The sequence below is a fragment of the Sphaerisporangium sp. NPDC049002 genome (assembly GCF_040649355.1).
In the GTDB taxonomy this organism is placed as follows: Bacteria; Actinomycetota; Actinomycetes; order Streptosporangiales; family Streptosporangiaceae; genus Sphaerisporangium.
Genome location: NZ_JBEZFH010000050.1, coordinates 1 through 12508, shown reverse-complemented (window position 1 = coordinate 12508; position 12508 = coordinate 1). Strand labels below are relative to the sequence as shown.

General features: G+C 72.7%; 11 protein-coding genes. 9 read left to right on the top strand and 2 right to left on the bottom strand.

Features of this window, described 5'->3' with window-relative positions; all coding sequences use genetic code 11:
• The first annotated feature begins 27 nt into the window (after positions 1-27).
• From AB0B89_RS13285 to AB0B89_RS13260, 6 genes are all read left to right on the top strand, one after another.
• Positions 28-1098 (top strand): ABC transporter substrate-binding protein, encoded by a 1071-nt coding sequence (locus tag AB0B89_RS13285; protein ID WP_358551869.1) that lies wholly within the window; start codon positions 28-30, stop codon positions 1096-1098.
• Positions 1098-2165, top strand: a complete 1068-nt coding sequence (locus tag AB0B89_RS13280) for an LLM class flavin-dependent oxidoreductase (protein ID WP_358551867.1) — start codon at positions 1098-1100, stop codon at positions 2163-2165. The genes AB0B89_RS13285 and AB0B89_RS13280 overlap by 1 nt, the downstream gene beginning before the upstream one ends.
• Positions 2155-3318 (top strand): LLM class flavin-dependent oxidoreductase, encoded by a 1164-nt coding sequence (locus tag AB0B89_RS13275; protein ID WP_358551865.1) that lies wholly within the window; start codon positions 2155-2157, stop codon positions 3316-3318. The genes AB0B89_RS13280 and AB0B89_RS13275 overlap by 11 nt, the downstream gene beginning before the upstream one ends.
• Positions 3318-4262, top strand: a complete 945-nt coding sequence (locus AB0B89_RS13270) for an ABC transporter substrate-binding protein (RefSeq protein WP_358551863.1) — start codon at positions 3318-3320, stop codon at positions 4260-4262. Before AB0B89_RS13275 ends, AB0B89_RS13270 begins: the two co-directional genes overlap by 1 nt.
• A 98-nt stretch (positions 4263-4360) precedes the next feature.
• The gene (locus AB0B89_RS13265) at positions 4361-6022 is read left to right on the top strand and encodes a protein kinase (protein ID WP_358551861.1); all 1662 of its coding nucleotides are present in this window, start codon (positions 4361-4363) and stop codon (positions 6020-6022) included.
• Positions 6023-6109: 87 nt separating this feature from the next.
• The gene (locus tag AB0B89_RS13260) at positions 6110-6961 is read left to right on the top strand and encodes a PHP domain-containing protein (RefSeq protein WP_358551859.1); all 852 of its coding nucleotides are present in this window, start codon (positions 6110-6112) and stop codon (positions 6959-6961) included.
• 17 nt (positions 6962-6978) lie between these two features.
• Here the strand turns inward: AB0B89_RS13260 and AB0B89_RS13255 are convergent, their stop codons facing one another.
• Positions 6979-7767, bottom strand: a complete 789-nt coding sequence (locus AB0B89_RS13255; RefSeq protein ID WP_358551857.1) for an aminotransferase class IV family protein — start codon at positions 7765-7767, stop codon at positions 6979-6981.
• 137 nt (positions 7768-7904) lie between these two features.
• Complete coding sequence (locus AB0B89_RS13250) at positions 7905-8864, bottom strand: D-isomer specific 2-hydroxyacid dehydrogenase family protein (protein ID WP_358551855.1); 960 nt, start codon at positions 8862-8864, stop codon at positions 7905-7907.
• Positions 8865-8897: 33 nt separating this feature from the next.
• On the opposite strand from AB0B89_RS13250, the gene AB0B89_RS13245 reads away from it, so the two are divergent.
• The 3 genes from AB0B89_RS13245 to ppdK all read left to right on the top strand — a co-directional run bounded on the left by AB0B89_RS13245 (position 8898) and on the right by ppdK (position 12453).
• Positions 8898-9047: a hypothetical protein gene (locus AB0B89_RS13245; protein WP_358551853.1), complete on the top strand. Its 150-nt coding sequence runs from the start codon at positions 8898-8900 to the stop codon at positions 9045-9047.
• Positions 9048-9057: 10 nt separating this feature from the next.
• The gene (locus AB0B89_RS13240) at positions 9058-9390 is read left to right on the top strand and encodes a YnfA family protein (protein WP_358551851.1); all 333 of its coding nucleotides are present in this window, start codon (positions 9058-9060) and stop codon (positions 9388-9390) included.
• Positions 9391-9792: 402 nt separating this feature from the next.
• The gene (gene ppdK / locus AB0B89_RS13235; RefSeq protein WP_358551849.1) at positions 9793-12453 is read left to right on the top strand and encodes a pyruvate, phosphate dikinase; all 2661 of its coding nucleotides are present in this window, start codon (positions 9793-9795) and stop codon (positions 12451-12453) included.
• Positions 12454-12508 lie beyond the last annotated feature (55 nt).

Genomic DNA, 12508 nt, shown 5'->3' with positions numbered 1-12508 from the left:
CTCCTCCATGAGCGAATGAGGAGTCGCATGTCATCCATAGACAAGATCTGGTACACCCGCTGCCCCGTGCCCACCGCCAGCGGCCTGGCCCACAACCAGGGCTGGCTGGCCGAGGAGTTCCGGGCGGCCGGCCTGGACGTCGGCATCCTGCAGGACGCGGGACCCGAGCTGGCCCGGCACCACTTCGACCACCAGCTCCTCGGGCTGTTCCGGGAGGGCGGCAACGTCCCCGCGCTCGCCGCGCGGTCGGCGGGCGCCCCGACACGGCTGATCGGCCTGACCTGGATCGAGGAGTGGCAGTCCATCCTGGTCAGGGCCGGATCGGGCATCACCGGCGCGGCCGGCCTGGCAGGCGCCCGGGTCGCGCTGCCCGCGTGGGCCGAGACCCGCGCCGAGAGCTTCCCCCGCGCCATGGCCCTGCACGGGTTCAAGGGCGCGCTCGCGCAGGGCGGGCTGACCCTCGACGACGTCACGTTCGTGGAGGTGGCCGCCCAGACCAGGCCGTCGGTCGGCCGGGACGCAGGCCGCGAACCAACCCGCGAAACAGGCCGGGACGCGGACGGACGCGCGTTCTCCTGGCCGGGCATCGCCGAGCTCGCCCGAGGCGAGGTGGACGCCGTCTACGCCAAGGGCGCGCGGGCCGCCGAGCAGGCCAAGGAGATCGGAGCGGTAGTGGCCGTCGACCTGGACGCGCACCCCGACCTCCGTACCCGGGTCAACAACGGCACCCCGAGGCCGATCACCGTGCACGAGCGGCTCCTGGACGAGCACCCCGACCTGGTGGTGGGGTTCCTGGCCCAGACGCTGCGCGCCGCCGACTGGGCGCGGGGAGACCTCGGCCGGGTACGCGAGATCCTGGCCGGCGAGACGCGGTCCGGGGCGGAGGCCGTGGAGACCGCCTACCGAGGCGACTTCCACCGCTCGCTCCATCCCGATCTGTCCCAGGAGCGGCTCGGCCTGCTGCGCGTCCAGAAGGACTTCCTGCTGGTGCACGGCTTCCTCGACGCCGACGTGGACCTCGACGCCTGGGTGGCGCCCGAGCCCCTGGAACTGGCCCGCGAGCGTCTCACCGCGCGCCCGGCGGGGGTGGGCGCCTGATGGGCGGGCACCCGGACTTCCTGATCACGGTTCCGACCCGGGGCGACGGGCGCGACCCCGGGCGCAGGGATCGGGGCGACTGGCAGCCCGGCGCGCGGCGCCCGCTGCCCTCGCTCGTCACCGACCCCCGGCCCGGCGCCTACGGGCCGTTCGACCACCTCGCGCAGATCGGCCGGGCCGCGGAGATCGCGGCCGTCGGCGGCGCGCTGGTGCCGTTCGACCCGGCCGGCGAGGAGTCGCTGGTGGTCGCCGCCGGGCTGCTCCGGCACAGCCGTCACCTGCGGGTGGTGGCCGGGTTCCATCCCGGCATCGCCACGCCGGTCTACGCGGCCAAGTTCTCGGCCTCGCTCCAGCGGTTCACCGGCGACCGGCTCGGATGGCAGCTCGACGTCGACCTGGACCCGGCCGTCGCGCGGGCGCAGGGAGACCACCTGCTGGGCGCGGACCGCTACGCGCGAGCCGACGAGTTCCTCACCGTGGCGAGGGGCGTGTGGCACGAGGAGGGCTACACCTACGAGGGCCGCTTCTACCAGGTGCTCGCGGGCGGCTTCCAGTCGCCGAACTCGGGCCTGCCCTTCCCGCCCGTCCACCTGACCGGCACCTCGCCTGAGGCGTTCGCGCTGTCGGCCCGTCACGCCAACATCCACCTGTTCACCCCGGACCAGGATGTCCGGGCCGGCATCGCCGAGCTGGCCGCGCTGGCCGAGGCGGAGGGGCGCCGCGTCGCGTACGGCCTGCGGATCCCCGTCCTCGCGCGGGATGACGACGACGAGGCCTGGGACGAGGCCCGGCGGCTCTGGGTCCTCGCCGGGGGAGAGGCGGCCGGCCTGCCGGATCCGGACCCGCGCACCCGCCTGTGGCCCGGTTTCGGCCGGATCGCCGGCACAGGCTCCGCCCCGTCCGGCCTGGTCGGGTCGTACGAGACCGTCGCGGCCGGGATCAGCGGCTATCTCGACCAGGGCGTCACCACCTTCGTCCTTTCGGCATGGCCCGCCATCGAGGAGACCTACCGGCTGGGCGAGCGGCTGCTGCCGCTGTTCGCGAAGGAGATCGAGCATGCCCATTGACATCTACTGGCGTATCGGCACCCACGGTGACCAGCAGTCGCTGCGGCGCCGGGTGTCCAGCCGAGGGGAGTGGGCGCCGGTCGTGCCGGGCAGCCTGACCCCCGGCGTACGGGACGGCCGCCGTGACGGGTACTCCTACGTCGACCACATGGCCGACGTGGCGAGGGCGTCGGAGATCTCGGGGTTCGTCGGCGGCCTGCTGCCGTCGTTCCCCTTCACCGACGACCCCTGGGCCACGGCCGCCGCACTGGCCCGCGAGACCACGACCTACCGCTTCATGATCGCCTACCAGCCGGGCTTCCTGCACCCGGTGCAGGCGGCGCGGATGTCGGCGAGCCTCCAGCGGGCGACCGGCGGGCGGGTCGTCTACAACATCATCTCCGGCGGAGGCGGCCCGGCCCAGCTGTGGTGGGGCGACCGGGTCGACCACGACGACCGTTACGCCCGTACCTCGGAGTTCCTCGACGTGCTCAAGGGCGTGTGGAACGGCGGCCCGTTCGACTACGAGGGCCGGTTCTACCAGGTCGAGGGGGCGGGGCTCCCTGAACCGCTCGCGCGTCAGCCGTTCCCGGAGATCTACTTCTCGGGCTCCTCCAAGGCCGCGATCGAGGCGGCGGGGCGGCACGCCGACTACTACCTGTCGTGGCTGGAGCCCTTCCCCGCGCTGGCGGACAAGTTCGCCCAGGTGCGCGGGCACAGCTCGGCGATCGGGCGCGCCCCGAAGTTCGCCGTGCGCGTCGACGTGCTCGCCCGCGAGACCGAGGAGGCCGCGTGGGACGAGATCCGGCGCGGCTGGGAGCACGTCGACCCGGCGGCGCTCCGCGGCCCCGACGGCGACTCGGTCGGGTGGCTGCGCAGCCAGTCGTTCGTCTCCTGGCCGGTGAGCGACCCCCGGGAGCTGGAGGTGTCGCCCAACGTCTGGGGCGGCTTCCACCTGCTCCGCGGCGGCCCCGCGTTCGGGCTGGTGGGCAGCTACCAGCAGGTCGCCCAGCGGCTCGACGAGCTGATCGGGATCGGCGTCGACGCCTTCATCCTCGCCGGCGTTCCTCACCTGGAGGAGGCGTACCGCGTCGGCGAGGAGGTGCTCCCGCTGCTCCGGGGCCACGACATCCGCCACGACTCCCCGCTGTCCGTATCGAAAGGATCCATCTGATGAGTGTTCGCGTCGGCTACTTCCCCAACAACAACTCGCTGTGGGTGCTGCGCCACCGCGGCATCCTGGAGCGCTCCCTTCCCGATGTGGAGTGGGTGGACCTGCGCGGCCTCCCGGCGGGGGAGCGTCCCGCCCCCACCGACGGACTCCCCTCCGCGCACGGTGACCACCTGTTCGACGGGGGGTACGACTTCATCGGCACCGGCTCCACGCCGCCGGTCACCGCCCAGGGCAAGGGCCTCGACATCGCGTACGTGGCGGTCTCCGGCCCGCGGCACGAGAACGGGCGGCTCGTCGTCCACGAGGACTCGCCGATCACCTCCCTGGCGGACCTCGCGGGCAAGCGGGTGGCGCTCGGGCACGGCTCGTGGCAGACCACCCTGCTGCTGTTCGCCCTCGACCGGGCCGGGCTGACCTGGAAGGACATCGAGCCGGTGGACGCCTATGGGGACGCGGCCCAGCTGTTCCTCGACCGGGAGGTCGACGCCTGGGTGGGCTCCTACCCCTCGCTCACCAGGGTCGAGCGGGAGGCCCCCGTCAGGGAGCTCGTCGAGACCGAGGGGCTGTTCAGCCACCGCTCTCTGTGGTTCACCCGCCGCGACTTCGCCGAGGGGCACCCCGAGGAGCTCGCCGCCATCGTCGCGGCCCTGCAGGAGTCCGACGCCTGGATCCAGCGGAACCCGAGGGCCGCTGCGGAGCTGTTCGCCGCCGAAGACGGCGGGGACCTCGACGCCTGGGAGCACGCCCTGCGTACGCGGCCGTTCGGACTGCACCCCGTCGGCGAGGACTTCGTCGCCGAGCAGCAGCGCGCGGCCGACCTCTTCCACGCCAGCGGCCTGATCGACCGGAAGATCAGCGTGGCCGAGGCGGTCCTCCCGGAGATCGGCCGCCTGGTCGAGTCCACCGGAGCCCAGGGGAGTTCCCGCTATCCTGGGACGCCGTAACGGTTCATGATCGTCACGGTGGTCTCTCCCGGCGGGTTCGGCTCGTCCGCGGCACAGGGGCGCCACGGTGCCGGCCATCGACGAGGAGGGCGTCTGGCGTGCTGCTGGCGGCTCGGTACCGGTTGGACGAGCCTCTCGGACGCGGGGGGATGGGCGAGGTCTGGCGGGCCAGGGACGAGGTCCTGGACCGCCAGGTCGCGGTGAAACTGCTGCTTCCGGCGGCTCTCGACTCCTCGGCCGCCGCGCGGTTCCGGAAGGAGGCGCAGGCCACCGCCCGCCTGAACCACGCGAACGTCGTCGCCGTCCACGACTTCGGCGAGGCCGAGGGCCGCCTGTACCTCGTCATGGAGCTGATAGATGGACCCAGCCTGGCGGAGCACCTGGCCGCGAGGGGGAGCCTCAGCCCCGAGGAGGTGGCCCGCACCGGGCTCCAGGCCGCGTCGGGCCTGGCCGCCGCCCATCGGCAGGGCGTGATCCATCGCGACGTCAAGCCCGGCAACCTGCTCCTGACGGCGGACGGCACGGTGAAGGTCGTGGACTTCGGCATCGCCCGCCTGGCCGACCAGGCGGCGACCGCGCTGACCGGCACTGGCCTCATCGTGGGGACCGGTTCCTACCTCGCGCCGGAGCGGGCCCTCGGCGAGGACGCCGGGCCGGCGTCCGACATGTACGCGCTCGGGTGCGTGCTGTACGAGCTCCTGGCAGGGCAGGCGCCCTTCCGCGCGGACACCTTGCCCGCGCTGCTGTACCAGCACGTCCAGGTCGTGCCGACGCCGCCGAGCCGGCTTCGGGCGGATGTGCCACCCGGGCTGGAAGCGCTGTTGCTGAGCCTGCTGGAGAAGGATCCGGGTGCGCGGCCGGGGGCCGATCAGGTCGCGCACTGGCTGGCCTCGGGATCGCGGCCGGGCGCGGGCCCCGGTGGCGTCTCTGGGCATCCGGTGCCACCCCTGTCCCCCCAAGCGCCGCATGGGCCTTCCCCGACCCGTGTCATGCCGCCGCCGCACCCGGCCGCGCCTACCTCGACCCGTGTCATGCCGCCGCCGCACCCGGCCGCGCCTACCTCGACCCGTGTCATGCCGCCGGTAGTTCAGCCTGGTGCGCATGCGCCGACCAGTGCCATGCCGCCGATGCCCGCCGTGGAGGTGGGCAGGGCGGGCAGGGCCATCGCCGCCTGGCGGTCCCTGGCCCCGAACCGGCGCAAGCCCGTGGTGGCGGCGGCCGGGGTCGCCGTCGCCGCCGTCGTGGTGCTGGTGATCTCGGTCCTCCGGCTGGCCACGGAGGCCACGAACACGGCGGCGCGTTCGACGGTCGGCTCGTCCCCGTCCGTCCCGTCCGCGCCGCCTCGTGTCTCGGTGTCGCCACGGCCCACGGCGACCGCTTCGGCGGTGGCGGAGACGCCGGCGCCGCTGTCCGACGACCCGCGCGTCCTGCTGGCCCAACTGGCGCAGGCGTTGCGCGTGTCGGCCGGCGAGGGCAGGCTCGATCCCCGGGTCGCCGACGAGGTGCGGCACAGGATCGCCGACGCGTCGTCCAAGCTCGCCCACCGGCCGGACCGCCACGGCAAGAAGGGGCACGAGGCTCGCAAGGCGGCCGACCGGATCCGCGATGTCCTGCACAAGCTCGCCGACGCCGAAGAACAGGGGCGGTTCACCCGCACTCCCGCGCTCACGCGGCTGCTCGTTCATCTCTCCGGCCTGGTCGGGTACGACGGCCCGTCCCGGGACCGCCGCCGGGCCGGCGGAGACGATGACGAAGACTAGGCTTCGTCGCCGAGCGGCGCCTCACGTGAAGCCCTCACTGAAAGGGCTCGGCCGCGCGACCGGGCCGTCGAACCGAGAGGCTCGGGTATGCGGATCGACCTGCACACGCACTCCACCGTCAGCGACGGCACCGACACGCCCGAGGCCCTGATGAGCCGGGCCGCCGCCGCGGGGCTCGACGTGGTGGCGCTCACCGATCACGACACCACCGCCGGCTGGCCGGCCGCCGCGGCCGCCGTCCCCCCCGGGCTCACGCTGGTGCGCGGCGCGGAGCTGTCGGGACGGTGGTTCGGAAGCGAGCCCTCGATCGGGCTGCACCTGCTGGCCTACCTGTTCGACCCCGCCTACGAACCGATGGTGGCCGAGCTGGCCAGGGTGCGCCGGTCACGCGACGTCCGGGCGGAGAACGTCGTCGCGCTGCTGAACGCCGACGGCATCGACCTCACGCTCCCCGAGGTACGGGGTTACGCCGCGGGCGGCACCGTGGGGCGCCCGCACATCGCCCGGGCGCTCGTCGGGCGGGGCCTGGTGCGGTCGGTGGACGAGGCGTTCGCCCCCGAATGGCTGGGGAGCCGTTACCGGCTGCCCAAGGCCGACATCGACGTGCTGACCGCCATCCGCCTGGTGAACGAGGCGGGCGGCGTCTCGGTGCTGGCCCACCCGAGGGCGGGCAGCCGGGGCCACATCGTGCCCGACGACCTGATCGCCGATCTCGCGGTGGCGGGCCTGTGGGGCGTGGAGGCCGGCCACGTGGACCACACGCCCGAGGACCGCGAGCACGTGCGCCTGCTCGCCCGCGACCTGGGCCTGCGGGCCACCGGCTCCAGCGACTACCACGGCGACAACAAGACCGTGCGACTCGGCGCCTACACCACAGGCCCGGCCGTCTACGAGGACCTCGTCGCCACCGCCACCGGCGCCGCCCCCGTCCACGGGTAGCCGGCCCGCCGCGCGGGTCAGAGGGGGTCGCCGGGGATGGCGGCGTACTCTCTGCGCAGCGTGGTGAGGAGCGGCTCGTCCACCGCCAGCTCGGCCCCGTCGATCGAACGGACGGGGCGCGGGCCGACGGCGGCGTTGGTGACGAACGCGGAGGTCATCGCGGGCAGGTCGCCGGTGCCGACGTCGGCGGCGTCGAAGGGGATGCCGGCGCGGCGCATGACGTCGTTGAGGAGGCGCATCGTCACGCCGTCGAGGCGGTTCGACTCCGGCCACAGGACGCGGCCCGCGCGGACGAAACCGATGTTCCAGGTGGCCCCCTCGGTCACGCGGGACAGACCGTCGACGAACAGCACGTCGTCGTCGCCGCCGAGCCGCGCGAGCCGCCGGTGCAGCACGGAGCCGAACAGGCCGGTGTGCTTGACCTCGGGCAGCTCGCGCTCGTAGTGGACGGCCCCCAGCCTCAGCGGGGCGAGGTCGGCGGGGACCGGCCTGGTGGTGACGAGGATCTCGGGCCGGGCCTTGGCCGCCGGGTGGGCCAGGTCGAGCTCGGGGTCGAACACGGTGACCCTCACGATGACCGGCGACGGCGCCGAGGCCGCCGCCCGGCGGACGAGATGGCGCACCCGTTCGAGATCGAGGTCGACGCCGTGGAGGATCCGGCAGTCGCCGAGGAGCCTTTCGAGATGGAGGGAGAGACCGCGGACCCTCCGGTCCTCCACCCGCATGGTGGTGAAGTGCCCGTAGTTGTAGAGCGCGAGCGTGCCGAGCTCGCCGGGGGTGACGGGACGTCCGTTCAGCTCCATCATGCGGTCCATCCTGGCAGCTACCCGTCCGCCCACCGGCCCGCGAGCCCGCATGTTCGCCCCGGGCGTGAACCCCGCGTACGGCCCCGCGTACGGCCCGCGTACGGCCCGGCGTGTGTCCCGGAGGTGCGGAGGACGCCTCAGTAGCCGGTCACGGGGTCGATCACCCCGTCGAGGGACAGGCCGGCGCCGAACCGGCGGACGTTGTGCTCCACCCGCTCGCACAGCATGCGCAGGACGTAGTCCGCCGAATCGGCGCTGTGCGAGGTGATGAGGGCCCTCGGGTCGCTCCACAGCGGGTGGCCCTCCGGCAGGGGCTCGGGGTCGGTCACGTCCAGCCCGGCGGCCGAGACGCGGCCCTCGGCGAGCGCCCGGACCAGAGCGTCGGTGTCGATGTGCGCACCGCGCGCGACGTTGACGACCACCGAGTGGGAGGGCAGCAGCGCCAGCTCGGCGGCGCCGACGACGTGCCGGGTCTCGGCCGTCAGGGCGAGGGCCAGCACCAGCACGTCGGTGCCGGGAAGCACGCCCGCCAGCGCGGAGGGCGGCAAGGTCTCGTCGGCCCCCTCCACCTTGTCTGGCCGCCGGCGGATGACCCGGACGCGGCAGTCGAAGGGCCGCAGCAGGCGGACGAGCCGCTCGGCGATGCCCCCTCCGCCGAGGATGGTCACGCTGAGACCGGCCAGGGACCGGGGATCGGCGGACGACCAGCGCGGTGTGCGCGCCTGGCGCGAGACGCCACGCAGGCAGGCGAGGATCAGCATCAGGGCGTGCTCGCTCACCTGCCCGGCGAAGGACCCCTTCGCGCAGGTGAAGACCACGGGGCGCCGGAGGACACCGGTGGCCGCGTACTTCTCGACGCCCGCCCAGGGGAACTGCACCCACCGGACGCCCGGGCCGCCGTCGAGGGCACGGCCGAGCAGGTCGGGGCGGCCGGGGACGAGCCATACGAGCCCGTTGGCCTCGGCCTGCGGCACGACGGCTCCGCCGCCGCGGGCCACGGCCTCCTCGATGCCGGCGCGGATCCGATCGGGGTCGCCGGCCCGGCCGCCGGTCGCTCCGGGCTCGGCGTTCGGGACTATCGCGATACGGGCTTGCACGGCGCTCATTCTTCCGCACTAGGGTCGGCAGGCGTGGCGGAGACCTGGACGACGATCGGCACGGCCGCGGGCATGTTCGCCGGCACCAACATCGACGACATCATCGTGCCGTTCGTGCCGAGGCGTGCCGCGGAGGCGCGTTCGCTTCTGAGCGTCAGGCCCTCCGCGTGCGGTGAACGCTAGGCTGGTCGTCATGGTCGTGTTGCGCTCCATCGCCCTGTTCGTGCTGGCCGCGGTGGCCGAGATCGGGGGCGCCTGGCTGGTGTGGCAGGGCGTGCGGGAGCATCGGGGCCTGCTCTGGATGGGCGCGGGGGTCCTCGCGCTCGGCGTGTACGGGTTCGTCGCCACCTTCCAGTCCGATCCCAACTTCGGCCGCATCCTGGCGGCCTACGGCGGCGTCTTCGTCGCGGGCTCCCTGGCCTGGGGCATGATCGCCGACGGGTTCCGGCCCGACCGCTGGGACGTGATCGGCGCCCTGGTCTGCCTCGCCGGCGTCGCCGTCATCATGTACGCCCCGCGCGGCTGAGCGACGCCGCCAAGGCGGCCCCCGCCTGCCACGGACTCCCTGACGCTCGTCGCCGGACGCCCGATGATCTTCCCGGCGTCGGCCGGTAGCGGCGACCGGACATCGGCGGTCCCTTCCCTGTCATTGTTCCGCGACGCCCGGAGAAAGGTCTACACCAATTCACGGGTGGGTGGATCACCTCTTAATCCCAGTGATTGACCAAGAATTGGTATATACCACGACCGGCACCCCGAGTTTCGCCCGAGTTCACCTCGCCGGAGGAATGGATTAGACCGCTATATTGGGTTCTACCAGGGAAAACGCCATGATGAGGCGAGGGTGACGTTTCCCGATGTAAATCGTAGGTAGAGTCCCCGGAACGAGGCGGAATCGTACGCCATTGAAGTCGTTGAAGGAGCTGGAGTGCCCAAGTACGTATACGACTTCACCGAGGGCAACAAGGATCTCAGGGATCTCCTCGGTGGTAAGGGTGCCAATCTCGCGGAGATGACGAACCTCGGCCTTCCCGTGCCTCCGGGGTTCACGATCACCGTCGAAGCCTGCCGGCGCTACCTCTCCGACGGAGGCTTCCCCGAGGGGCTCTCGGAGGAGGTCGAGGCCCACCTGACCGCGATGGAGAAGGGGATGGGCAAGCGCCTCGGCGACGCCGGGGACCCCCTGCTCGTCAGCGTGCGCTCCGGAGCCAAGTACTCCATGCCCGGGATGATGGAGACCGTCCTCAACATCGGCCTCAACGACGAGTCCGTCCAGGGACTGGCCAAGCAGGCGGGCGACGAGCGCTTCGCCTGGGACTCCTACCGCAGGCTCATCCAGATGTTCGGCAGAACCGTGCTCGGCATCGACGGCGACCTGTTCGAGAACGGGATCGACGAGGCCAAGCGGCACAAGGGCGTCGACAGCGACCTGGACCTCGAAGCCTCCGACTTCCAGCGCCTCGTGGAGACCTACAAGGGCATCGTGAGGGAGCAGACCGGTCACGAGTTCCCCTGCGACCCGCGTGAGCAGATGCGGCTCGCCGTCGAGGCGGTCTTCGAGTCGTGGAACGCCCCCCGCGCGATCATCTACCGCCGCCAGGAGCGCATCCCGGCCGACCTCGGCACGGCGGTCAACATCGTCGCGATGGTCTTCGGCAACCTCGGAATGGAGTCGGGCACCGGCGTCGCGTTCACCCGCGACCCAGGCTCGGGCCAGCAGGGCGTGTACGGCGACTACCTCCAGAACGCCCAGGGCGAGGACGTCGTCGCGGGCATACGCAACACCGTCCCATTGCAGAAGCTCGAGCGGATCGACCCGGAGTCCTACCAGCGGCTCCTCGGCATCATGGAGACGCTGGAGAACCACTACCGCGACCTGTGCGACATCGAGTTCACGATCGAGCGCGGGAAGCTGTGGATGCTCCAGACCCGCGTCGGCAAGCGTACGGCCGCCGCGGCCTTCCGCATCGCCATCCAGCTCGTCGACCAGGGCCTCATCGACCTCGACGAGGCCGTCTCGCGGGTGACCGGGGACCAGCTCGCGCAGCTCATGTTCCCCCGGTTCGACCTCGGCGCCGGCCGACGGCGCATCGCGAAGGGCATGAACGCCTCGCCCGGCGCCGCCGTGGGCAAGGCCGTGTTCTCCTCCGAGCGCGCCAAGGAGCTGGCCGGGCAGGGCGAGGACGTCATCCTGGTCCGCCGGGAGACCACACCGGACGACCTCGTCGGCATGATCGCCGCGCGGGGCGTGCTGACCAGCAGGGGCGGCAAGACCTCGCACGCCGCGGTGGTCGCGCGCGGCATGGGCAAGACCTGCGTGTGCGGGGCCGAGGAGCTGGAGGTCGACGCGCAGGGGAGGCGGTTCACCGCCCCCGGTGGCGTGGTGGTCGAGGAGGGCGAGGTCGTCTCCATCGACGGCGGCACCGGTGAGGTGTACCTCGGCGAGGTGCCGGTCATGGCCTCGCCCGTCGTCGAGTACTTCGAGGGCTCGGGCGACAGCGGCGACGAGCTCGTCCAGGCCGTACACCGGATCATGAGCCACGCGGACGGGCGCCGCCGCCTGGACGTACGGGCCAACGCCGACAACCCCGACGACGCCGCCCGCGCCCGCAGGTTCGGGGCGCGGGGGATCGGGCTCTGCCGCACGGAGCACATGTTCCTGGGCGACCGGCGGCAGCTCGTCGAGGATCTGATCCTGGCCGGTTCGGGCGAAGAGCGCCGCGCGGCCCTGGACGCCCTCGAACCCCTCCAGAAGTCCGACTTCGTGGGCATCCTCGCGGAGATGGACGGGCTGCCGGTGACGATCCGGCTGATCGACCCGCCCCTGCACGAGTTCCTGCCCGACGTCACCACCCTCTCGGTGAAGATCGCGCTGGCCGGAGCCGACGCGACGCCGAGGGACCGCGAGCTCCTCGCGGCCGTCAAGCGGCTGCACGAGCAGAACCCGATGCTCGGCCTGCGCGGCGTGCGGCTCGGCCTGGTGATCCCCGGCCTGTTCGCCATGCAGGTGCGGGCCATCGCCGAGGCGGCGGCCGAGCGGCGCGCGGCTGGGGGCGACCCCCGGGCCGAGATCATGATCCCGCTGGTCAGCGCGGTGCAGGAGCTTGAGGGCGTACGCGACGAGGCCGAGCGCATCCTCGACGAGGTGGGCGTCGAGGCGCTGATCGGCACGATGATCGAGGTGCCCCGGGCGGCCCTGACCGCCGGGCAGATCGCCGAGGCGGCGCGGTTCTTCTCCTTCGGCACCAACGACCTGACCCAGATGACCTGGGGCTTCTCCCGTGACGACGTCGAGGCCGCGTTCTTCTCGCGGTACCTCGACCTCGGGATCTTCGGGGTGTCCCCGTTCGAGACCATCGACAGGAGCGGCGTGGGCCGGCTGATGAGCATCGCCGTCGAGGAGGGCCGCAAGACCCGTCCGGACCTCAAGCTGGGCATCTGCGGGGAGCACGGCGGCGACCCCGAGTCGGTGCGCTTCTGCCACGAGATCGGCCTCGACTACGTCTCGTGCTCGCCGTTCCGGGTCCCCGTCGCCCGCCTGGAGGCCGGGCGCGCCGCCCTGGCGTGCGCCGAGCCCGAGTCCCGCTGACCCCGTCCCTCGTGTCCTGGACCCCACTGGCGAGGGAGTGCGCATGATCATGACC